The 22502-nt window shown below is 53.1% G+C and carries 20 protein-coding genes and 4 pseudogenes; 10 read left to right on the top strand and 14 right to left on the bottom strand.

The window, feature by feature from the left end:
* Nucleotides 1-87: 87 nt before the first annotated feature.
* Complete coding sequence (locus tag KBY02_RS20510) at nt 88-846, bottom strand: thioesterase II family protein (RefSeq protein WP_225650721.1); 759 nt, start codon at nt 844-846, stop codon at nt 88-90.
* 316 nt (nt 847-1162) lie between these two features.
* On the opposite strand from KBY02_RS20510, the gene KBY02_RS20505 reads away from it, so the two are divergent.
* Nucleotides 1163-1699, top strand: coding sequence for an RNA polymerase factor sigma-70 (locus KBY02_RS20505; protein WP_060400629.1), 537 nt, complete (start codon nt 1163-1165; stop codon nt 1697-1699).
* 77 nt (nt 1700-1776) lie between these two features.
* Here KBY02_RS20505 and KBY02_RS20500 read toward each other — a convergent pair whose 3' ends face one another.
* On the bottom strand, nt 1777-2301 hold the full coding sequence (locus KBY02_RS20500) for an SgcJ/EcaC family oxidoreductase (RefSeq protein WP_003406965.1): 525 nt from the start codon (nt 2299-2301) through the stop codon (nt 1777-1779).
* A gap of 192 nt (nt 2302-2493) precedes the next feature.
* Between KBY02_RS20500 and KBY02_RS20495 the strand changes: the two genes are divergently transcribed.
* The 4 genes from KBY02_RS20495 to KBY02_RS20480 are packed head-to-tail and all read left to right on the top strand — an operon-like array spanning nt 2494 to nt 7140.
* Entirely contained in the window at nt 2494-3678 is a 1185-nt protein-coding gene (locus tag KBY02_RS20495) for a sensor histidine kinase (RefSeq protein WP_024650977.1), read from the top strand.
* Entirely contained in the window at nt 3675-4343 is a 669-nt protein-coding gene (locus tag KBY02_RS20490; protein ID WP_011267334.1) for a response regulator, read from the top strand. Before KBY02_RS20495 ends, KBY02_RS20490 begins: the two co-directional genes overlap by 4 nt.
* On the top strand, nt 4340-6679 hold the full coding sequence (locus KBY02_RS20485) for an ATP-binding protein (RefSeq protein ID WP_104683935.1): 2340 nt from the start codon (nt 4340-4342) through the stop codon (nt 6677-6679). Before KBY02_RS20490 ends, KBY02_RS20485 begins: the two co-directional genes overlap by 4 nt.
* Entirely contained in the window at nt 6676-7140 is a 465-nt protein-coding gene (locus tag KBY02_RS20480) for a response regulator (protein WP_003406975.1), read from the top strand. The genes KBY02_RS20485 and KBY02_RS20480 overlap by 4 nt, the downstream gene beginning before the upstream one ends.
* Here KBY02_RS20480 and KBY02_RS20475 read toward each other — a convergent pair whose 3' ends face one another.
* Together KBY02_RS20475 and dusA are read right to left on the bottom strand one after the other, a co-directional pair.
* A complete protein-coding gene (locus tag KBY02_RS20475) occupies nt 7141-7572 on the bottom strand; it encodes a universal stress protein (RefSeq protein WP_011267332.1) in 432 nt (143 codons plus the stop codon).
* A 113-nt stretch (nt 7573-7685) separates the two neighbouring features.
* Nucleotides 7686-8705 carry a tRNA dihydrouridine(20/20a) synthase DusA gene (gene dusA, locus KBY02_RS20470; protein ID WP_225650720.1) on the bottom strand — a complete coding sequence of 340 codons (1020 nt, stop codon included), beginning with the start codon at nt 8703-8705 and terminating at the stop codon, nt 7686-7688.
* 107 nt (nt 8706-8812) lie between these two features.
* Between dusA and KBY02_RS20465 the strand changes: the two are divergent.
* A pseudogene (locus KBY02_RS20465) lies at nt 8813-9158 on the top strand (site-specific integrase); the annotation flags it as partial.
* Nucleotides 9159-9207: 49 nt separating this feature from the next.
* Nucleotides 9208-9703 (top strand): annotated as a pseudogene (locus KBY02_RS20460) (Hcp family type VI secretion system effector).
* Between the two features lie 62 nt (nt 9704-9765).
* Here the strand turns inward: KBY02_RS20460 and KBY02_RS20455 are convergent.
* The 3 genes and pseudogenes from KBY02_RS20455 to KBY02_RS20445 all read right to left on the bottom strand — a co-directional run bounded on the left by KBY02_RS20455 (nt 9766) and on the right by KBY02_RS20445 (nt 11590).
* Nucleotides 9766-10068 (bottom strand): hypothetical protein, encoded by a 303-nt coding sequence (locus KBY02_RS20455; RefSeq protein WP_080434068.1) that lies wholly within the window; start codon nt 10066-10068, stop codon nt 9766-9768.
* A 4-nt stretch (nt 10069-10072) separates the two neighbouring features.
* Nucleotides 10073-10701 (bottom strand): annotated as a pseudogene (locus KBY02_RS20450) (hypothetical protein).
* Between the two features lie 93 nt (nt 10702-10794).
* Nucleotides 10795-11590: pseudogene (locus tag KBY02_RS20445) on the bottom strand (DNA adenine methylase).
* Nucleotides 11591-11863: 273 nt separating this feature from the next.
* Here KBY02_RS20445 and KBY02_RS20440 point away from each other — a divergent pair.
* From KBY02_RS20440 to KBY02_RS20430, 3 genes are all read left to right on the top strand, one after another.
* A complete protein-coding gene (locus KBY02_RS20440; RefSeq protein WP_104723719.1) occupies nt 11864-12511 on the top strand; it encodes a LexA family protein in 648 nt (215 codons plus the stop codon).
* 161 nt (nt 12512-12672) lie between these two features.
* Nucleotides 12673-13536: a hypothetical protein gene (locus tag KBY02_RS20435; RefSeq protein WP_225650719.1), complete on the top strand. Its 864-nt coding sequence runs from the start codon at nt 12673-12675 to the stop codon at nt 13534-13536.
* Between the two features lie 346 nt (nt 13537-13882).
* Nucleotides 13883-14614: a hypothetical protein gene (locus tag KBY02_RS20430; protein WP_096103730.1), complete on the top strand. Its 732-nt coding sequence runs from the start codon at nt 13883-13885 to the stop codon at nt 14612-14614.
* A gap of 109 nt (nt 14615-14723) precedes the next feature.
* On the opposite strand, the gene KBY02_RS20425 is transcribed toward KBY02_RS20430, so the two are convergent.
* The 7 genes from KBY02_RS20425 to ectB form a co-directional block, all read right to left on the bottom strand.
* Nucleotides 14724-16433 carry a chemotaxis protein gene (locus tag KBY02_RS20425; RefSeq protein WP_096103731.1) on the bottom strand — a complete coding sequence of 570 codons (1710 nt, stop codon included), beginning with the start codon at nt 16431-16433 and terminating at the stop codon, nt 14724-14726.
* Nucleotides 16430-18199, bottom strand: coding sequence for a hypothetical protein (locus KBY02_RS20420; protein ID WP_060409651.1), 1770 nt, complete (start codon nt 18197-18199; stop codon nt 16430-16432). The genes KBY02_RS20425 and KBY02_RS20420 overlap by 4 nt, the downstream gene beginning before the upstream one ends.
* 248 nt (nt 18200-18447) lie before the next feature.
* Nucleotides 18448-18585, bottom strand: a complete 138-nt coding sequence (locus KBY02_RS20415; RefSeq protein ID WP_158227489.1) for a hypothetical protein — start codon at nt 18583-18585, stop codon at nt 18448-18450.
* A gap of 240 nt (nt 18586-18825) precedes the next feature.
* Nucleotides 18826-19749: a LysR family transcriptional regulator gene (locus KBY02_RS20410; RefSeq protein WP_225650718.1), complete on the bottom strand. Its 924-nt coding sequence runs from the start codon at nt 19747-19749 to the stop codon at nt 18826-18828.
* Between the two features lie 283 nt (nt 19750-20032).
* Nucleotides 20033-20479: a cupin domain-containing protein gene (locus KBY02_RS20405; protein WP_024640593.1), complete on the bottom strand. Its 447-nt coding sequence runs from the start codon at nt 20477-20479 to the stop codon at nt 20033-20035.
* A gap of 7 nt (nt 20480-20486) precedes the next feature.
* Entirely contained in the window at nt 20487-21197 is a 711-nt protein-coding gene (locus KBY02_RS20400) for a TenA family transcriptional regulator (protein WP_011267322.1), read from the bottom strand.
* On the bottom strand, nt 21197-22465 hold the full coding sequence (gene ectB, locus KBY02_RS20395; RefSeq protein ID WP_161806252.1) for a diaminobutyrate--2-oxoglutarate transaminase: 1269 nt from the start codon (nt 22463-22465) through the stop codon (nt 21197-21199). Before ectB ends, KBY02_RS20400 begins: the two co-directional genes overlap by 1 nt.
* Nucleotides 22466-22502 lie beyond the last annotated feature (37 nt).

The raw sequence follows: 22502 nt of genomic DNA, 5'->3' as shown, positions 1-22502 counted from the left end.
TCCTGCTAGATTCGGCGTGCCAGATAAAATCTGAATTTCAAAAAAGACGCGCGCCCTGCAAGGAGGCCGCGCGTGGGGCAAACAGGGTCAACCGGCGGCCCGGTTCATTTGCCGTGATGCGCTGTTGCGCCAGCGGGTCAGGTGCTGTTCGCAATAGCGTCGCAGCAGACGGAGCAGCTGCGTTTGCTCGTCGACCAGATAAAAGTGATGGCCCTCGAACATGTCCAGGGAGAAACCGGTGCAGGTCTCTTCCTGCCAGTCGAGCAGCTGCTCGACGCTGATGCTGTCCTGCTTGCCGCCAAATACATGGATCGGCACGCTGAGCGGCTCGCGCTTGCCGTACACAAAGCTGCCGCAGAGCAGAAAATCGGCACGCAGGATCGGCAGCATCAGTTGCATGAGTTCCTGGTTGGCGATGACGTTTTCGCTGGTGCCCTTGAGTTTGCGCAGTCGCTCGAGCAGTTGCGCATCGGTCTTGGCGACGGCGTATTCACTGACATCGCGGCGCACCGGACCGGCAGTCGCCGACGCGAACAGCGCCAGCGGTGCAGGCAGACCGCGCTCGCGCAAGGCGTGCGCCAGCTCAAAGGCCAGCAGCCCGCCCAGACTGTGGCCAAATAGCGCATAGGGCGTGTCCAGATCGGCACAGATCTCGTCGGCCAGATGTTTGGCCAGTTGCACGATGTCGGTCTGCAAGGGCTCGTCCATGCGCATGCCACGACCGGGAAGCTCCAGCGGGCGCACGTTCAGCCACTCCGGCAATTTGCGCCGCCAGGGGCTGTAGAACATCGCGCTGGCCCCGGAATAAGGCAGACAGAACAGCGTCAGGCTCACCGGCGTGCTCATATCGAAAGCGTCCGGCTGTGGGCGCGGATGTAACAGCGGCGATGCGCGTGATCGGAACGCATGGGGTTCTCCTGAGGTATTCCCTGGCCGCAACCTTGGTCGGGCCTGTCACCAATGAGAACGGATGGCGTCTGCAAATAATTAGGCGGATGCACGCGGTGAAGACATGCAGGACAAAAGCGCCCTTTTAAAGTGCGCTGATTGGCTTTCGCATTTGACAATAATTATCATTAAGGCTAATTTGTCGCCCCATGTGATGGCGCTGCTCCTTCCATGCGGCCCTCCCCTCCATTGTTAAAGCAGCAAGGTGAATTCCATGACGGAACACGTAATCACAAGTAAGTGCGACTCACCCTTACTCCAGGCATTCGTCGATAACTACTTGCTGCTGGTCAAGATCGCGGCCCGCATCGTGGGTTGCCGCTCGCGCGCCGAAGACGTCGTGCAGGATGCCTTTTTCAGACTGCGCTCGGCACCGCAGGCCACGCTGACCTTCAAGGCACAGCTCAGTTACCTGTTTCAGATCGTGCGCAACCTGGCCATCGATCATTACCGCAAACAGGCGCTGGAACAGAAATACACCGGCCCCGAGGCCGAGGGGCTGAACGTGGTGATTCAGGGTGCCTCGCCGGAGACCTCGCACATCAATTTTTCCAGCCTGGAGAAAATTGCCGACGCCCTGACCGAGCTGCCGCCCCGCACCCGTTATGCGTTCGAGATGTACCGCCTGCACGGTGTGCCGCAAAAGGACATCGCCAAGGAACTGGGTGTGTCGCCGACGCTGGTCAACTTCATGATCCGCGATGCGCTGATTCATTGCCGCAAGGTCAATGGCGCCCAGGCCGAAGCCTGATTGCGGGCGGTTCAGACAGGCAAAAAAATCCGGAGCACTGGCTCCGGATTTTTGTTTTCAGCCTGGCGGGCGACAGATCAGCGGCTGACCTGATACTCGGGCTGCACTTCCGGCATCGCCGAGGAGTGGTGGTTGAGAATCTTCCACTCGTTGCCGACGCGGTGGTAGAGGAACGAATAACGTGCCTGCACCTTGGTCTTCTTCCCGTCCGGCGCCGTCAACGTGAAGGTGTAGACACCGTTGTCCGCTGCGGCATCAGGCCCCAGGCGACGAATCTCACGGTAGTTGATCTCGCCAATCGGCTTGAGTGCCAGGAACTTGTCGAAGTAGTCCTTGATCTCTGCCGGAGTGGCACGCACTTTGTTGGAGACCGTAGGCTGCAGGACAGCGTCCGGCGCGTACAACGATGCGACGGTAGTGGAGTTTCCGGTTTGCAGGGCCTTGTTCCAGCGATCAAACAGACCGGCGATCTCCTTGTCGTTCACATTGCTTGGCGTCTCGGCCACCATGCGGTAGGTATAGCCGGACGGCTCGGCAGCAGCGTGAACCATCGGTGCACTTACAGCCAGCAACAGGGCCAGGGCGGTCAATTTCGTTTTCATCGCTACTCTCCTACGGGGATCTGTTCAGGGATTCAGTGAGTGCCACTTTGCCCTCCCCGCCACGGCTCGCCATCGGCCAACCGGGGTTATCTGTGTATGCCGATCGGCAGATGGGCTTCACCTCCTGATACAGTTCTAATAGCCTTACTTCTGTTATGCCCGCGCGGGCATCAACCCTCGCTGGAGCACCCCATGCAAAGTCCTCCCCATGACCCGGCAAGCGCACTGGCCATTCGCAACCAGTATCGCCAGTCGCAAAGCCGCGCCGCACGTCTTCGTCTGCTGGTCGATACCGGTCAGGAGCTGACCCATCTGCCACCTCAAGCCATGCGCCAGCGCGTGCTGCAACGCGCGTGCGCATTCGTGGCGATGGACCATGGCCTGCTGCTGGAATGGAGCGCCGACAACGGTGTGCAGACCACCGCCAGCCATGGCAGTGCAGAACGCCTCGCCACGCTTGAAACCGCTGCCGACCCGCTGGCCATCGGCCCGCAATGGCTGGAGCGGCCCGCTGCCGATCTGCCGTGCATGCTGCTGTTACCGTTGCGTGGCGCCGATGAAGGCTCTTTTGGCACCCTGCTGCTGGCCAACAGCGTGGGCATCAATGCGCCGGACAACGAAGACATAGAGTCGCTGCAATTGCTGGCGACGTTGCTGGCGGCACACCTGGAAAACAATCGGCTGCTTGACGCGCTGGTGGTCAGAGAGCAGACCATGTCCGAACTGGTCCGCCAGTTGTTCACCGCTCAGGAAGACGAACGCAAGCGCATGGCCTACGACCTGCATGATGGTCTGGCTCAGACACTGGCCGGTCTGCACCAGCGATTGCAGGGCTTTGCCGGTCGCTGTCCGGACCTGCCCGAGCCGCTGGACGCCGATCTGCAGGCCATTCTCAAGCTGGCGCAGCACTGCGTGGGTGAAGGTCGACAGCTGATCAGTGGCCTGCGTCCTAGCGTGCTCGACGATTTCGGCCTGCTGCAGGCAGTCGACAAGGACGCCGACCGGTTGCGTGAAGCCGGAGTCGCGGTGCACTGGCGCTCGCGCTCCCTGACCCGCCTGCCCAGCCATCTGGAAATCGCCCTGTTCCGTATTGCCCAGGAAGGCATCAACAATGTGCTCAAACACGCCAGCGCAGGCCGCGTAGAATTGGCCCTGGAACTGAGTGAAGAACACATTTCACTGCTACTGGAAGACAACGGCAGTGGTTTCATCACCCAGAAACCGTTTAATGGCAAAGGCGTCCAGAAACTGGGCCTGGTGGCCATGCAGGAGCGCGCCAGCCTGCTCGGCGGCCGCCTGACCTGCGTCAGTCGGCCCGGGCACGGCACCCGACTGCGCGCCATCGTTCCTTTTACCGCAGACAAGGCAATGACATGACTGACACTGTGCGACTGGTTTTGGCGGACGATCATGAAGTGACGCGTACCGGGTTCGTCTCGCTATTGGCGGGGCATCCGGAGTTCGAAGTGGTCGGTCAGGCAGCCGACGGCCAGCAAGCCATCGATCTGTGCCAGGAACTGCAACCGGACATCGCTATCCTCGACATTCGCATGCCGGTGCTCAACGGGCTGGGCGCTGCACGAATTCTCCAGCAGCGCATGCCGGGACTGAAAGTGGTGATTTTCACCATGGACGACAGCACCGATCACCTGGAGGCCGCCATGAGCGCCGGTGCGGTGGGCTACCTGCTCAAGGATGCCAGCCGCGACGAAGTGATCGACGGCCTGCAACGCGTGGCGCGTGGTGAAGAAGCACTGAACAGCGCCGTCAGCGCGCGCCTGCTGCGGCGCATGACCGAACGCAACACCAGTGGTGCAGCCCTGCCGGAAACCCTCACCCCGCGCGAACGCCAGGTACTCGGGCTGGTGGCGGGCGGCTTCAGCAACCGGGAAATCGGCGAAAAACTCGGCATCACCACCGGCACGGCCAAGGCCCACGTGGAAAAGGTCATCGGCAAGCTCGGCGCCTCGGACCGCACTCAGGCGGCGGTACGCGGTGTGGCACTGGGGCTGGTGAGCCAATCGACGAGCGACTGGCAATGACGGCACACGCCAGCAGTCGCTGGGAAGACCTTCCGCTACGCGGCAAGGCACTGGTGGCCATTTCGCTGCCACTGGCGATTCTGATGTTCTCGCTGGTGCTGATTTATATCGCCGAGCGCCAGACCGCTCGGGCAGAGGAAGACGTACGGCGTGTGCTGCTCGTCCAAGGCGATATCCAGACCCTTCACACCCAGATCGCAGAAGGTGCGGCCAGCGTGCGTGGCTACCTGCTGACCCACCAGGAAGACTTCCTGCCCGGCTATCTCAACGCGCAACCGCTGATCGAGGCGGCGCTGGCCCGGCTCAACACCAATGTGCGTGACGAGCAGATGCGCGAACACCTGAAAGCCATCGAGCCGCTGATCAACACCAAGGTCGAAGGCCTGGAAAAACTGCGCTCGATGAATCGGGAGGACCGGGAAACCGTCGCCCGCATCCTGATCGAAAACAAGTACGTACTCGACCAGTTGCGCGAACGCATCGGCATCATGCGCGAACGTGAAGACGCGCTGCTTGCCGAACGCACCGAGGCTGCCGCAGCCACCCGCGAGCGCCTGCTGCTGTCGACCCTGCTGGCAGCGGCCTGCGGAATCTTCGGGGCCATTCTTGCCGTGCTGATGCTGTCCAAAGGCATCGTCGCCAGGGTGCATCAGGTGCAACGCAACGCCCAGCGTCTGGCGCTCGGGCATCCGCTGCTGCCCCAGCCGCCTGAAAAGGACGAAATCGGCCAGCTCGGCACCCGGCTGGTCGAAGCCGGCCAGTTGCTGGCCGAACGCGAACGCGCACTGCGCGACAACGAAGAGCGTTTGCGGCTGATCATCGAAGGCGTCAAGGACTACGGCATCTTCGCGCTGGACCGCAACGGCTACATCACCACCTGGAACGCAGGGGCCGAACGTATCAAGGGCTACACGGAGCAGGAGATCATCGGCCAGCACTTTTCTGTGTTCTATCTGCAACAGGAGTGTCCGCAACACCCCGACATGGCGCTGCATGAGGCCACCGTCAACGGCCGTTATACCGAAGAAGGCTGGCGCCAACGCAAGGATGGCAGCCGTTTCTGGGCCAGTGTGGTGATCACCGCACAGTACGACAGCAATGACGAACTGCGCGGTTTTTCCAAGATCACCCGTGACATCAGTGATCGTCGCGTTGCCGAAATTGCCCTGGGCACTGCGCGCGAGGAAGCCGAACGCGCCAGCCGGGCCAAAAGTGAATTCCTGTCGCGCATGAGCCATGAACTGCGCACGCCGCTGAACTCGATTCTGGGCTTTGCCCAGTTGCTGGACATGGACTCCCCCGCCAGCCAGCGCCCGCAAATCGGTCATATTCTGCGGGCGGGCCAGCATCTGCTGAAGCTGATCAATGAAGTGCTCGATATCGCCAGAATCGAAGCCGGGCATGTGTCCCTGATCCTCGAGCCGGTATCCCTGTCGAACGTGCTTGAAGAAGCCCTGGTGCTGGTCTCGCCAATGGCTGCCGACGCCAATATAGAGTTGAAGCCCCTGCCGAACCTGCCTGACGAGATCGGCGTAGTGGCGGATCGTCAGCGCTTGATTCAGGTGTTGTTGAACCTGCTGTCCAACGCGATCAAATACAACCGGCCCGCTGGCCAGGTGCGGATTGAAATCGAGCAGACCGCCGAGCAGGTGACGGTCAGCGTAGTGGACACCGGTTACGGGATTGCGCCGGAGCGTATCGGACAGCTGTTCAAGCCGTTCGAACGCCTGGATGCCAACCCGAGCGTCGAAGGGACCGGGCTGGGACTGGCGCTGAGCAAAAGCATGCTGGAGATGATGCACGGCACGCTCTCCGTACAGAACACGCCGGACGAAGGCTGCCGGTTCATACTGGCGCTGCCGCTTGTGCGGGTGCAGCCGCCTGCCGCCACTCTGCCGCGTCAAGCTGACACTCGCCTCGAGATAACGCCTGATGCCCGCTCGCCTGCCCGACCGGCCTATCACGGCAAGCTGCTGTGCATCGAAGACAACCTGTCGAGCATGGCCTTGATTGAAACGCTGCTGCAACGCAGACCGGGTATCCAGTTGCTGTCGAGCATGCAGGGCCAACTGGGGCTCGACCTGGCGCGCCAGCATGCGCCACAGCTGATTCTTCTCGACCTCAACCTGCCGGACATCAAGGGGCTTGAAGTGCTGCAACGTCTGCGCCAACTGCCGGCTACCGCCCAGACGCCGGTGCTGATGATCACTGCCGATACCAGTGATCAAGCCCATCGCGAACTGAAACAGGCCGGAGCTACGGCCATTGTGATCAAACCCATCCAGGTGCCGGTGTTTCTTGCCCTCCTGGACCAGTATTTACCGGAGCCCACATGACCGGCGACTTTCGCATTCTGATCATCGATGACCAGCGGCCCAACCTTGATCTGATGGAGCAACTGCTTGCCCGCGAGGGGCTGACCAATGTCTTGAGCAGCACCGAGCCGTTGCGCACGCTGGACCTGTTCAACAGCTTCGAGCCCGACCTTGTGGTGCTCGATCTGCACATGCCCGAATTCGATGGCTTCGCGGTGTTGGAGCAGCTCAACCGGCGCATACCAGCCAATGACTACCTGCCGATCATGGTGCTGACCGCCGACGCGACGCGCGATACCCGCCTGCGCGCGCTGGCACTGGGCGCACGGGATTTCATCAGCAAGCCGCTGGATGCCCTGGAAACCATGCTGCGCATCTGGAACCTGCTGGAAACCCGCGCACTGTATAAATCGCTGCGCGAGCTGGTGCCTGCGGAAAATATCGAACTGCTGCGCCAGCCGCGCACGCTGGCGCAGCAGTGATTATTTGATCAGCGTCACCGGCACCGATGCTTCGTGGATCACCCCCGTGGCCACCGAGCCCAGCAGCAGGCCACCAATGTTGCCCAGCCCGCGGGTGCCCATGACCACGGCGTCGCAGTCGAGTCGCTGAACTGCGGCCTCGACCTGTTCGGCCACATTACCCAGATCGACGTGGGCCAGAAACGGCACACCAGCAGCAGTCAACAACGCAACCGCATCAGCCAGCACCCGCTTGCCTTCATTGGTCAGGCCGGCCTTGACGCCATCAATCATGTCGGGCGCCAGATAAAGGCTGTAGTCGATGGGGCTGGCCTGCACGTTGAGCACATGCACTTCAAGCGGCTTGTTGAGCTCGCCAGACAGCTCGATGACATAGCCCAGGGCACGCATGGCGTGCTTGGAGCCGTCGAAAGGAACCAGGACTTTGTGCATGGGCGTTTTTTCCTTGTTGGGTTGTGCGCTCAACATAACCGCAGCCCGATACCGCCGCTACTGGAATAAGCGGTTCCTTTGATTCAGCTCAGATCAACGCACCGCACATGCGATCAATGCCCCTGAAGAAACGCCGCGGCCTGATCCAGCAACAGCATGGGGTTTTCGGCCTTGTGTATGTCAACCGACAGCAACTGCCGGAAGCGTCGCGCGCCGGGGAAACCCAGGCCAAGACCGAGCATATGCCGGGTGACGTGGTGCATGTTGCCGCCGCTGGCAATGTGCGCCGCAATGTACGGCCGCATCGACTCCAACGCATCGTAACGACTGATGACCGGCGCAGTGCTGCCGAACAACTGCTGATCGACATGCGCTAACAGATACGGGTTGTGATAAGCCTCACGCCCCAGCATCACCCCATCGAACGTCTGCAAATGCTCACTGCACTGCTCCAGCGTCTTGATGCCGCCATTGAGCACAATCTCCAGGCCGGGAAAGTCAGACTTCAACTGCGCGACCACGTCATAACGCAGTGGCGGAATATCGCGATTTTCCTTGGGAGACAGCCCTTCGAGAATCGCGATACGCGCATGAACCGTGAAACTCTGGCAACCCGCCTCCTGAACCTTGCCGACGAAATCACACAACTCAGCGTAGCTGTCACGGCCGTTGATACCGATGCGGTGCTTGACCGTGACCGGAATACCGGCCGCATCGCGCATCGCCTTCACGCAATCCGCCACCAGCTCAGGATGCGCCATCAGGCACGCGCCGATCATGTTGTTCTGCACCCGGTCACTCGGGCAACCGACGTTCAGATTGACCTCGTCATACCCCGCCTCTTGCGCCAGACGCGAACACGCAGCCAGATCCGCCGCCGTACTGCCACCCAACTGCAATGCCAGCGGATGCTCGGTTTCATCATGGCGCAGGAACCGCTCACGGTCGCCATGCAACAAGGCACCGGTAGTGACCATCTCGGTGTAGAGCAAGGCATGCTTTGAGAGCTTGCGCATGAAGTAGCGGCAGTGGTGGTCGGTCCAGTCCATCATCGGGGCGACGGAGAAGCGGCGGGATAGCGCTGGGGCTGGTTGGCCAATATTTACGGGGGTTTCTAGGCTTTCAGGTGTCATGTTTATTGATCTTGAGTGCAGCTGTTTTTAGCCCGGCTTGTTCGTTTTGAGCAAGCGATTGCCACGATGTAGCAATTGATCTGTAAATGCAGCTATTCGAAACGGGCATGGTGACAGCACGTAAATGCAGAGGTGAAGCCGCCGGCTTCACGGTACAGATACGGGTTGTTTGGAATGGCGGGCAGTTTAACAGGAAAGTCAGGCTTTCGAACGTAAGCAGGTTGCCCAAGCCAGGATCAAGAAACGTGAAGCAGAGCTAATTGCTCCGGGTGCGATAGAGCGCATAGACCGCAAACCGTAAGCATCAAGCAGATAATTGACCGATACCTTGATGAGTACGAGAAAGTTCGCCCGCTGGGCAAGACCAAACGCGTAACGCTTACTGCCATCAGCGAGAGCTGGCCGGGAGCAGTGGCAGACTCAGCATTGACTAGTCAGAAGCTGGCAATCTACGGGCTCCGTAAGCTAGCCTAAGCCCTCAATTTTTAAGCAGGAAGCTGATATGTCTTTTGACGCATTTATGCAGGTGGACGGTGTAGAAGGCGAGTCTCTGGACGACGCCCACAAGGGCTGGGTAGAGCTGTTGTCCTACCATTACGACGCGGTTCAGTCGGTCAGTACAACTGCCTGTTCCAGCGGCGGCGCGACTGCTGGGGGCGTGACTCTGGGCGACCTTAGGGTACGTAAATACATAGACAAAGCAACACCCAAACTATTTGAACTTTTCTGCCGAGGTTCGCATATCAAAAAAGTAACTATACGCGTACATCGCGCAGGCACTGAGAAATTTAAATATTTAGATATCGTTCTTGAAGAAGTGTTGATATCAACGGTTAGCGGCAATGGCGCGGAACATGCTGGCCTTCCCAAAAAAAACGATCACACTAAACTACGGGCGTATAAAACTCGAATACTCGCAGCAGAGGCGTACTGATGGTGGTAGTGCAGGGATAGTGTCCGGAGGCTGGGATAGAGTCGCCAAGAAACCTTTCGCTTAAAAAGAATTATATCTAGCACAGCAACTCAGAGCAGGCCCGTACTTTTGCGGACCTAACCTTGCCTACCAGTAAAATAACAACACTAAACACATCAAAACAACTGTAAATACAGCTTCTTTTCTAGATAAAGCCAAACCGATAAAGATCTGCGAAACTATCAAAATAAAAACAAGTAGACCTCGAAACGTTTCCCGATTACCGGAATCATCTTGTATTGGCATCACTGGTACATCTTGAGGTAACGGAGCCATTTCACTCGGTTCCATCCAATCATATGGCGACCCTTGAGTCCAAGCGTAAAACAGCAAACATGTAAGGAATATAAAATACAGAACAACCCTGAGTAGAATATATTTAATTTTCATGATCTCACATCATCAATTTTTTAAAGCGAAGCCAATGAGTCACAATAAAATTTTCATACCTACTGTCTTTCTTTATTTCCTCCAGAGTCAAACCCGTGCCGCGATTATAGCGAGCACCGATGACTCTAACCTCGTCCATACCAATGGATGTAAAATGATCATGATCAGCAAGCATACGCAAATGTTTAGCTGCGATATCGATATTATAAACATCATTCTCAATACAGTTTGCCAAACTCCGCAACTGACTGATATCCATTTTTTCAGCATCGAGCCCCAACGTGAGCGCCGCGGTGCGTAGCTGTATGCTAACCCAGCCAAAACTAGTCTTTCTTTCCGGAGTCGAGATATTTAACGGGTCGTGAGCCCGGACCTCAAACATTACTCTGTCGACTATATTTGGATCCCCCGCTGCTCAATCCAACAAACTCCAGCTAGCAACTCTACGGGGAGCGAGTATTTTTCTACCGCAGCCCTTATATACTGCTTGTTATGAACCAACCAAGCATCCTTAAAACGCTGTATATAAGGAATCCCTCCCCCCAGAATCTCTGGCACGCCTTTCCATATTGCAAAATCAATAGGCGTCCAAGTCGGGCTATTGTTGGACTCTGGTGTGCAAAACTCGTTCATATCCACTCATCCTTGACTTAACGTGCGCTAGCATACTGTATCACCTTACTCAATCTTGAGTGTAGTCTCCGTTAGCCTACTTGAAGCTGGAGATCAGAACAAACCACCGAGTTCGGCAGGCTCCCAATTCATGATAACCAGCTCACCGCTGACATCAGCCTTTCCCTTTCTCTGGTTTGCCGTGCTGTAGCGATTGTCCATCGTTTCGAAATGGAAGCCTTCAAACACGCGCCGTACGTCAGGATGGTCGCTGATGCTGACCGTTACTTTCCCTCTACACGTCCGCATGAAATCGGCCATCCGCTCATAATTCTCAAATGGGAAATCCACACCGTACCCAGCCGTCTGCCAGTAAGGTGGGTCCATGTAGTGGAGTGTGTGAGGCCGGTCGTAGCGCTCAGCACATTCGAGCCATGGTAGATTCTCCATATACGTACCCGACAAGCGCTGCCAGGCCGCAGACAGATTTTCCTCTATCCGCAGCAGGTTTATGGCAGGTCCCGTCGTTGCGGTCCTGAACGTCTGCCCGCTGACACTCCCTGCAAAGGCATGATGCTGCAGGTAGAAGAACCGTGCAGCGCACTGGATGTCGGTGAGGGTTTCCGGGATGGGTCATCTTCTGCCACTCAAAAACCTGGCGCGGGCTGAGTGCCTATTTGAACTGGCGGACGAACTCTTCAAGGTGGTTTTGGACGACGCGATACAGCGTCACCAGGTCTCCATTGACGTCGTTCAAGACTTCAACGGGGGCGGCCTGGGGGCGCATGAAGTAGAGGGCCGCACCGCCAGCGAACACTTCGACGTAGCATTCGTGGGTTGGGAAAAGCGGGATGAGGCGGTCGGCCAGGTGGCGTTTGCCGCCCATCCAAGGGATGATAGGTGTGGACATAGAAAGCAAGATCGTTACTGTATATATAGACAGTCACTAGGCTCGCTCCGCTTTGTTCACGAAGCGAGAGCCCTGGCTGGACTTGCAGGGGTAGCTTGGCGAAATGCTACATCGTTTAGCATACGAGGCGAGGTCTTCTACATTCATGCTGCCTATATATTCACGTAGGTTCATAAGCTGCTCCTGAGTAGCTGCAAGTTAACCTAATAGGTTATTTTTTCAATACCCAATAGGACATTCACCTTAGGGGTTAATCCGAGCAAAATCCTCGGTATGAAAATTTCCGATACCAGACTACAAAACCTCAAACGCGTTCTGAGTGATCAGAAGCTCAGGCTTACCCAACTTGCTGACCGCTTGGGTAAGGCCCCAGCTCAAGTTAGCGCTTTCGCCGGAAAAAATCCGACGAAAGGGATTGGTGATCAGATAGCTCGTGAGATCGAGAAAGCCCTTGGTTTGCACATGGGCTACCTAGATCTGACATACGGGGTTGGGGAATTTAGCAATGCTACAGTCCTAGGTCATACTGGTAGGAAGCTCCCGGTTATAGGTTCAATCGCTGCAGGCTCTTGGTGTGACACCAATCCTCATTTTGACCTCACGCATGCTGAAGACTGGATTGAGGCTCCAGGCCCAGTAGGCCCTAGGGCCTTCATACTAAGGGTTGAAGGAGTGAGCATGGAGCCTAAGTTTAGTGAGGGCGATAAGGTGGTTATTGACCCCTCTCTAGAAGCACTACCAGGACATTTTGTGGCAGCTAAGAGGTCAAGCGATGATGCCGCAACCCTAAAACAGCTGAGACAGGAAGGAAATGAACAATATCTATACGCATTGAACCCAGACTGGCCAGACAGAATTATCAAAATGACCGAAAAATGGACTATATGCGGTAGAGCTAGATGGATAATATCTGATCTATAAGGATCCAAAAACTCAAGGAATGACAAATGACGGAACATGCCTCACATATCAAAAACCCATTAACAGTGATTTCTAGATTTGCGGCCATTGCTGAGGTTAGTGGCAGTGTAGTTCTTCCGTTCGTAGAATCCGAAAATCAAGCCATGTTCATCTGATTTCTAATGCTGTTCCCTGTGTTAATAGTTACGCTTTTCTTTGCAACTTTAAATTTCAACCATAAAAAACTTTACGCGCCCTCAGACTACAAAAATGAAAATCATTTCATGGCACTATTTGGGACGGTTAGCGTTGCTGAACGCAAGGAGAAGCTTGAGGAGGAGGTCGATGAGGCAATTCTAGACGCAGAGGCTGAGGACAGCGCAGCTGATCCCACAAACACAACCTCATCCTCCCCTGAAATTTTCACTCAAGACTCACCCGATGCAGCTTCTAAGCCGGACGAGTCGAGTGGCGAGGGTAATAACGAAAACACAACAAAACCCACTCAGGAAAATGGAACACCTGTAGGCGAACCGATTATAAATGAACACAACGATTTCGACTTCAAAAAATTTGCTGAGGAAAGTAAACTTCAGCATATGCAGCAGCTAAAAGACATGGAGACTATGGCTATACACAAGCTTACACGCGAGTGCCATGCTCCCTTCCTTTCGAATGTAAAAATTGAAATCCCAAGTGTCCCAAGACCACTTATTTTTGACGCGATAGCAAACACTCCAGATACCGTTCACCTAGCCGAAATCAAGTACTTTAGCAAAAGTTATACGCCAAACAGGTTCTTAGATACAATTAGAAATGCAGAGCTAGCGGCTCAAAACATTAAAGATGTATCTGATAAAAAAGTTTCCCTTCATCTTGTTGTGATACTAGATGACCATATGAACGGCATCACTGGACAGGCAGTAAAACTAAACCTTACTAGGTTTTCAAAACGGCCTCACTTTACTACTCATGTATACGTTACAACCGTTCATGATTTGAAAGACTTGGGCCTTTCCCTCCAATCATGGTTTATGACCTCATAGGTAAAAAAATTTTACATGTTAACCTTTAGGGTTATTGTTGCCTCACTCTTCCACCACAGAGCGAGGCAACACCATGCACACCACTGTGCGTTGTCGACACCGCATTACGAAAGTCTAGGTCACTGACTAAGCTAATTCATGCTTCCGACCGCTGATTCCATAGGCAAACCTCAAGAATCTCAGTTTTCGAGGTGTTTAGCGCGTTTTCACAAAGCCTGGCCCGAAAGCTAACGCTATTCGGCGCAAGCTTGCTGCCAGCGGTAACCATAAGGGCTGGGTTGTTTGAATGTCTCTGCAGGTGAGGGCATGATGCGTCGCTCGACCAATAAACTATAAAGGGGCGTTCATGGCCGACTCAGCTTCAGGCATGTCAAAAGCACTTGCCACCACCACATCGTTTATCGAAAAAGCGATAGAGATGCGGCACTTCATGCTGCTCATCTCGTTCATATTGGCGCTCGACTCATGCCTAGTTTTTTTCTTTCAGAAGAACCTGCTAGGAGCCTTCGCCAAACTGGATGCGCCAGAGGTTAGCGGTGGCAACGCACTCGTTTTCCTTGGGCTGTTCGCATTCATGATGACGCTGCTGTTTCCTACGTTACGCCAATTAATGCTACTTCCAATCAACTACGTTTCTTCAAAACTTCAAATCCGCTACGAGAAATTCGGGGACCCAGAGATGAGATTCGCTTCTGTGGTGCGCAGGCAAGCAATTATAGATAGGGACAAGGTCGCACTCGACATCTTGGAAAAGCGGAAATCAGTGAAGGAAGATAGCGAGACAAATATGAACATTGGGTTTGCAATGAGCATGCTTCTCGCCCTGAATTTTTTAGTGCTTGGTGATGCTAACACGCACACTTTGACTCAAATCGCGCAAAACCTGCTAGAGTCAGCGACCGTTCCATCGAGCAAGTTATTCATCAAAATTTCATTTTTTTTATTCTGGTCTTTCACCGCATATATTTTGCTAGAAGCACTCAAGCCGAAGCCGGTGTTTGACAGAGTTTACTGGCCAGAAAGCGATGAGCAACGCGCTGCACGCCTGAAAGCCAAAGCGGAAAAATATGGCGAATGAACATCGCTTTAGCTGGCTTGACCTCTAGGTTGAGCCAGCCTTATCGCCACGCCCTAATCGGCATCTAACTGCTTGATAAAAGCAAATACGATATTTGTGATAGTGCTATCTAATTCAGATGCTTATTTTTTATTTCCCTTAATATTGGTAACCACATGTTCGGAGGAAGTGGCAAACGGTGATGACGGCAAGCCATCGCGACGATTGGCCAGTGCCCTAAACGGATCGCGGAAAGTGATTCATACGCCGCTGACCTAGCGCATTCACCCTCTAGTAACTCTAGCACTGAACGTCCGTCGGACGAAACGGGTACGTCTGTCAAAGCCCAACCATGCACTGCGGTAGAAGTGTATAGATGCTGTTCTGAATCTACCCCCGCTAACCAAAACTGAAGGTTGCAGTGTTTTAATTGGTCATTCACGAAATCGGCAAATTCGCGCGTGACATCGGTCTCACCCTTAACAGCAGACCACACACCTATCAATGGTACAAGAACGCTCGCTTTAGTACTTTTACTTCTGTAGGTTTCAGATTTTTCTGCAGGATGATTAACTAGCAATCTGTAATCGCGATGGATTGAAGGATAATTTAGGTGACGAGAATAGGTATACCAATAATTATTAGCCAGAACTGTGCTATAGCTAATTGCCAAGGATTGAAATTCTTCAATCATTGATAGAAACAATAAAGCAAGGCTAATATCTATAGATTGCTCGTCAGCAATGGGAGCCAACAGACAAGGATTGTTAGTTATCAGGGCATGGACTTGACCAGCCAACGTCTTTGCTTCATCGAGTCCTTCAATAACGCAAAAGGTTGGCGAAACCTCATCTCCAGACTTTGACCATAGCATCCAAAGCCCCCGTTGCGATAGCCGCCCTAATATCTCGAATAGCTTCAGGTTCACGTCAAGAGATGTACGGGTGTTTACTGAAGCCGAGACTGCATGAAGGTCATCAACTAAAGGTAGAACCTTTAGCCCTAGATACTCATCCCAAATTTGAAAATGCAGATCAACAAGCTCAGAAAAAGTACTTCCGATCTCTTCCGAGACCTTCAAACTAGAGCCAATGTCACTATTAATAAGCTTCCAGGCATAGAGAACAGCCAGCTCACTTGCTCTGTAGGGGGCTTCCAAATTACCAGCATCTCTAGACCAAACAAAGAGAACCCAAAGGCAGATATAAATCTGTCTTAATGCAGAAAGCCGAGACTTAGGTGTGTCAGGTACGTTTTGAGTTAGCCCTTGAATTAGTGAGGTGAAGTGGATAAAAGAAATATCTGGCTCATCGACCATTGCGACAGATTTTTGGAAACTAGCTCGAAGTTTTCCACTGACCAGCTGTTCTTTCAGTACGCCATCCGCTAGTAACCCAGCAAGTTTATCCCCGTTCCATATTTGAAACTCAATTCTATCAGTTTCATTTCTCTTTATAAACTGCGTTATATTATCTCGAACCGCCTCAAGAACCTCGCCACCAAAACATAGGCATATTACAATTTTTAAATACTGATACTCTGGAGGGATACGAGTGTTGATGTACACATCTATAATCTCTTCCAGAGAGGGCCTCAAAGACTGCTCACCGACCGACCACTCCTGTCGATTCAAATCACCTTGTTTAATAGAAAATAAGAATACTTTCTCTTCTCCGTTTTCTTTTCCGATTGCCATGACGTCCACACCGAACTGACGTGTACCTATTGACGGTCGAGATATAACGTTATATCCCAACTCACTTAGCAAGTCAGGTAAAACCACATCAAGCTCACGGCGCTCTCTAAGCGAAGCTACATACTGCCTAAAAACGAGCTTCATTTTGGTGACCTCTCGTTTATAAAAGTCAGCAGCATTCTGTCCAGACCAACAGGATCAAGTACCATTTGCCGAGGCATCTCCATAGAGTGACTAAAGCTTGCCATTGGTGTTTCGATTCGCGTGGAGGTACTTATACCCTGATCTGTGTTCACATCACTAGGATTTGCCTGAATCCAAGAGACCATTCCATTACCATGAAGAATAAGACGCTCCGTGACAAGATTAGATAAAAATGAACCCCGTCGAGCCTCACGCATGGCGTCGTTCATTTCATCTGAATGACGCTGCCACTCCAGCTGGTACTCGCGCTCCGAAGGCCTCAGCTCCATAATATTTGCTCTTTTCCTCACCCCCTGAAGGTAAGACTGGAGCTGCCCTAAAGCAACTTTAATAACGTCGGCAGCCAATTCATTTTGATCTTCAGCTTTGGCATCCAGCATACTACCTGCCAGAGATGGGTAATTGATCAACACTGCAGAAAACAATAGATCTTGAAGATCATCACGCACGCTAGGACTTGCATGCCGGGCTAAAGAGATAATCATCGACGCTATAGTTTTTGGCTTAAGAAAAAACGCAACAACCGATTTGCGAGCGATAAAGCCATATTCCTGCTCGGAAAAATTATGCTGGCTGAGGTCAATATCAAAAATGTGCTGATGCTCATGCGTTCCAAACAAACCTTCGTCCAGTTCTTTGCATAGCTGAAAGTTTCCAGAGCGGAGCCAAGCAAACACCCAAGATTCTAAGTCGCTTGAAAGCCCGCTATTCAACTGTCGGACGACAGAATCAAAATGAGCCAAGTGAAACTCGAAATTTGAGCGAACCAAAAAGCTTTCCACAAATTCTCTTACAAGAATCGTATAGCCTTTTTTTATAAATCGTTCTAACACAAGATCAAGAACATGAATATTTATTATTTTGAAATCCACATATTGTAACTTCAGCAAAAGATCTATTCGAAATTGTTCGCCGAGCTGATCAAACTCAAACGCCAAAGCGCGCGACGCTTCTTCAAGATGCCCCGGAGAACTAGGCATCCATGAAGTAGCGATCAAAGCCTCTAATTCCGGAATAATATCTTTAGGAGCTGTCTTAAACCAAGAAAAAACTGTACGTACTATCGCATGACTAAGCTCTTCGCCTGCATTGAGCTGCAGCGCTTTGTCAATCGCAGTAATAAGTTCTCTCCACTTGCCAAGATCTGGCAAACTAATCCCGTAAAACGCCCAGACTACTTCTTTTTTCTCACTGACATCACCAGATCGCAGATATTCGTAAGCAGCACTCATAAAACGTAAATGACCAACTTTAATCGCCGCACCTAAAGCAGTGCTCAAGATACAGAATTTGCTGTAATACGTCACATCTTCCTTATGTAGCGCTAACAACTCCTCTGAACGCTTATCGTCGGACCCACACCAACACTCCACTGCCTCTCTGCTTAATGACGGAACACTGTCTCCTTCGTCGAGAATTTCAAGCGCGCTTAAAAGGGTTTTGGCTGAGATATTTAACTTCCCTAGCGCTTCTCGTAAGAACAGTACCCCTCGGCTTTGCTGCCAGCCTTCTAATAAAACAAAATCTTGGTCATTCAACGCTGAAAGCAAATCAATGAGCCCTTCAGTATGCAGAAACACCAACAAACCGACGAATTCCTCTTGTTCCTTTCCATATATAAAACCCCACTGATCGGCGAGTATAGACTTTATCAGCCCCCCACTGTCAGCTAGGCTTATAATTTCGTTGCGGTTAGGTCCTGACATCCTTGTGCTCCAGAGTACGGTCATCAATCAATCAATCAATCATAAGCATAATTCTCAACATACCCATTGGGTCACTATGTACGCAAGCTAAATTATTGGTCTTATGCGCGTGCGATCAAGCAATGACGGACTCGATTTGGGCGGGTAATGTCGTAGTCTTTAGCTCCCGAATCAAGTGCCTGAATCAGACCCCAACCCCGTATCGGTTCAAGGACAGGCGTGTCAAAATTGCTACATAGAGCTGACAATCAACTTAACTTATTGTAAGCATTTGATTTTTTTAATAAAAAAGTCCAATCCATCATGGGGGCGACGGAGAAGCGGCGGGACACTGTTGCAAGCGGATCGCCTATGTTTGCTGAGGCTTCGTTGTTTTCGATGTTCATGTGGATTGGTCTTTTACGCGGCGGGTTATCGCCATCCCTTGGCTGGCCTCAACAACATGCATCATTGAGAGGCGGTCAGCGAGAAAATGGCTCAATTGAATCGAGCGATGCGCGGGACCACACCGTGGCCCGCACGCAGAGACGCGATCAATCGGGAAAGGCCGATAGTTTATCAGGAAAGCGATAGCCCTGATGACGTGCTGATTCGCAGCCGGATTTCAGGCACGGGAGCTGAACGTGTCAAAAAGCGCCAACGGCAAAGGCATTTTCCGGGCGTTTTTTTCCGAGGATATTCTGCTCGCATACAGCATTGATGCTCCTCACAACGCTGGTGCTTATTCTGGAAAGGACAGCTCTGGAAATGCGATCGTCGTTAGAGAGTACAGACATCCGTATCGCGGGCAATGCGGGAAGCAGCGAGCTTGTGATAATAGGCGTATCGCCCGGAATGAGTGATAACTCGCCCACGCCGATACCTACACCGGCACTGATGGCATTGAAAACGGCAAAATTGGACTCTGAGGTGAATCGTATCTCGGACGCCATCCCGGCAAACTGCAAGGATTGGACAGACACCTCTCGGCATATACAACCATCGGGAAAATGCACCAACGGTATCGGATGCCCTGCCCTGACCAGCCTGGCATCGCCGATCCAGTGCAGTTCTTCACGCCTGATGTATTCAGAATGCTCCATGACCCGAGATTCCGGCACTGCGACAACGGCCATGTCCAGTAGACCCTGGTCGACGTCGTCTATCAAGAACGACGACGTCTTGCAGACCAGCTTTATCTTGAGATCGGGGTTTGATCGAGCCAGGGCTTTTACAATCCCGTGAAGGAAAAAGAGTGCGTAATCATCCGGCATGCCCAGACGCAATTCGCTATCAGGGTTCTTGTTCTTCAAGCGGAACAAATTGTCATGCATGGCGAGAATCTTTTCAGCGGCCGCCAATACTTCTTCGCCAATGACCGTCAGCCGAAAACCGTCGTCGCCTCTGACGAACAACTTCAGTTCCAGAAGTGCTTCCAGCTTTTTTATCTGCATGCTGATGGCTGGTGGAGTTCTGCACAGCGCAACCGCAGACCGCGTGATACTTCGAGTTTCGCTCACCGATTTGAACGTGCGCCAAAGGTGCGTATCAACATCAAAGATTCGAGACATCCGTTTTCCCTGTTTACCCGGTGCAAAGCGGATGGTCGACTTTGCTGACCGGGTGTTTTCCCGCTCCGGGGTTTTTCCACTGCACCCCGGCTTTCCTTCCCTCTATAGTTAGGCCATTTGGCGGGTATTCGCAAAGTATTCCTGAGCATCAGAGGACATAGGGTTAAAAAACGGCGGGCTGAATCGATTTTCTGCACCCCGATCATCTTTCTGACCGTTCATTTACAGATGAAAACTTCGGTACGTCCAGACTCCCCTCCGCGGCACGGATACCGAGCTTCTTTCAGGAAGCTTCCTCCCGCAACGCGACGCCAAGCGCCTGCAGCAGAGGCGTATTTTCACAGGCGATGTACGTGACCTCTGCGTCCTCTGATGTATTGACGTGTTTGTGCCAACGCCAGACGGGAATATAAACGGCGTCTCCAGCTGTCCAGGCAACGAGCGTCTCTCCTACCATCGAAAAACCGGTGCCTGAAATGATATAGATGATGGTTTCATAGTTATGCCGATGCAGGCCCGACCCTTGCAGCGGCTGTAGCGCACCGAACGTCATGCTTATCGACCTGGACGGCAGGTCGACAACATGAACTTCGTGCTTTCTTGTTTTGCTGAACGCGTCCAGCGTGGTTGTTCTGACCCCTTCATGTAACAGCGTGCCCACGTCCTCGCCAGCGGCCAGACTGGCGGGAACATGCACGAAATCACCGGAAGAAAAAGTGTGGTTATTCATGCTCACCTCAAAGTTTATCGAGAAACTCAAGTCGCGCCTTGATCATCATGACGGCGGCGTGCCGGACTATTTCAAAACGAGTCGGTTTTTCCATCACCAGACGCGACAGAATCGCCAACAGGGTGTCCGCGTGACCATCGTCACATTCGATATGCAACGTGAAAAACCTGAGCCTCTCTGCAGCAACGCCCTGACCAGAGAAGCCAGTGACAATGTCACTGTACAGATGAGGAACAATGGCCTCGGCCCCCAGGCACAACGCCGAGAGTCCATAAATACCATTGGGCTGTTTGCAAAAGTTCATCATTGTATCGATGAGGTGCTGCGTGGAAGGAAGCGTGGCGTGCGCCTCCAGGTTCAGGTCGAAGGAGCACAACATCTCACGGTAGATAGCCGAATGAGTGGGTTCGGCGACTTCACCAAAACCCAGTTCTTCGAAAAGATTTTCGAACACTGCCAGAATATCTTCATCACCCTCAAGATGACTCATTAACTGGCAGATGTACCGCGTGAAATAACGGCTGTATTTTCCTTGTTGCACGAGAAAGTTCTTCAGCCGGTCTATCGGCATGCTTGCCGCACGGCACTGAACCAGAAAAGGATGATCGAAAACCTGCTGGATCAGTTCGTCTCTTAATTGTGCAAGCTCTTGCAGGATGAACTCATCGCCCAACGCACAGGCAGACAATGTACGGGTATCTCCAACCATTAAATCCATCAGGCAATCCCTCGCGATGACTCGTTGTGTAAGGTAGAAAGGTAGGCACGTTTCAAGATGTCCAGTCCGCGCTCTAGTACAGGCAGATCGATGGTCAGCGGCGGCATCAGCTTGAGCACTTCATTCAAGGGGCCACAGGTTTCCACAAGCAGACCTTGGGACAGGCATTCTGCAGACAGTCTGCTCGCGCGCCGTGAGTTGCCAAATCTCAATCCCATGAACAGCCCTCTCCCGACAATGCGGACAGCCTCGGGGGGTGAATGAGCAATTATTTTTTCCAGTGCAAGGCGCAGGACGGCGGACCGTTGCGCTATCGAGCGCTCGAACGCATTGTCTTGCCAATAGCTCAGTGCCGCCGCAGCCGTCACGAATGCAGTGTTGTTTCCACGGAAGGTGCCATTGTGTTCACCGGGCGCCCACTGATCGTGCTCCGGTTTTATCAGCACCAGTGACATCGGCAGACCATAACCGCTGATGGACTTTGAAAGGCAAATGATGTCGGGGGATATATCGGCAGATTCGAAGCTGAAAAACGTGCCCGTACGACCGCAACCGGCTTGAATATCGTCAATGATCAGTAGCGCACCTGAGGCCCGGCACAGCTGTTGAATTCTCTGTAACCATTGCGGCCGCGCGCAATTCAAACCGCCCTCGCCCTGCACAACTTCCAGAATAATGGCCGCCGGCGGCTCGAAACCTGCGCCTGCTGAGGAGAACATCGTTTCAATGATATGCGCGCTGTCAATGTCACGCCCCAGAAATCCGTCATAAGGTAGCCGAACGACGTTTGACAGCTCTACGCCAGAGACGGCTCTTTTATCGGCGTTGGCGGTCAGCGCCAGCGAGCCCAGCGTGACGCCGTGAAATGCATGGGTAAACGCAGCGATGCAAGTGCGTCCGGTGATCTTGCGGGCCAGCTTCAAGGCGGCCTCGATTGCATTGGTCCCCGTGGGCCCGGTGAACTGCAGTTTGTAGTTCATCCCCCGCGGCGTGAGGATAATCCGCTCGAACTGTTCGATAAACCGAGACTTCGCAGCGCTGTGAAAGTCCAGGGTGGTCGTGATGCCGTCCTGCTGAATATAGTCCAACAGCTCTTTTTTCAAACGCGGGTTATTGTGGCCATAGTTCAGTGATCCGGCCCCCGCAAAAAAATCGATGAACTGCCGCCCCTCGACGTCTTCGATCACTGCCCCTTGCGCCGTCGCAAACACAACGTCACAGTCGCGACAATAAGAACGCACATTCGACTCACGCTCGTAGATAGCCATTGATGGGTTCATGCCTGCTTCCCTTGCCCGGAAAAAT

Source organism: Pseudomonas sp. P129, assembly GCF_020312195.1.
Lineage (GTDB): Bacteria > Pseudomonadota > Gammaproteobacteria > Pseudomonadales > Pseudomonadaceae > Aquipseudomonas > Aquipseudomonas fragariae.
Note: the sequence above shows the minus strand (reverse complement) of the source record. Positions and strands in the feature narration are given on the sequence as shown.